The following is a 469-nucleotide window of genomic DNA, read 5'->3' on the forward strand; positions in this document are numbered from 1 at the left end:
ACCTCACAGACCGCTATGAAACAAATGAAATCATGGCTCTGTGCAATGTGTTTGATTTTGAGGCGAAAAAAGAATCGTATGAGCGCCTTGCCGGATTATTTCTATAAAAAAAAGCAGTTTCCCCTGGGGAAGCTGCTTTTTTGTTATTGGCGCCCTTTTTTGCGCTGCGCTTCTTTTTTGATAAACATCCAAACTCCTTGAACTGCAAATCCGAGCAAAAGCAGAACGATCACTAGCAGGGTAATAGACGGCCCTGGCGGCGTCCCGAGCTGATAGGATGATGTCAGTCCCGCAAATACGCTGAATAACGAAATGAGTATGGCTGTAATGAAGACCATGTTAAAGCCTTTTGCAATTCTAATGGCGAATGCTGCCGGCAATACGAGCAGGGCTGATACAAGAAGGACCCCGATGATCGGTATAATGACTGAAATCGCAAGGCCTGTGACAATACTGAATGACAACGAGA

Annotated in this window: 2 pseudogenes; one reads left to right on the plus strand and one right to left on the minus strand. The window is 45.2% G+C overall.

Annotated elements, in window-relative coordinates:
• Positions 1–107 (plus strand): annotated as a pseudogene (locus RVS70_RS22290) (LLM class flavin-dependent oxidoreductase); the annotation flags it as partial.
• A 36-nt stretch (positions 108–143) separates the two neighbouring features.
• Here the strand turns inward: RVS70_RS22290 and znuB are convergent.
• Positions 144–469, minus strand: a pseudogene (gene znuB / locus RVS70_RS22295) (zinc ABC transporter permease ZnuB); the annotation flags it as partial.

This window comes from Virgibacillus sp. M23 (assembly GCF_034190895.1).
In the GTDB taxonomy this organism is placed as follows: domain Bacteria; phylum Bacillota; class Bacilli; order Bacillales; family Amphibacillaceae; genus Virgibacillus; species Virgibacillus salarius.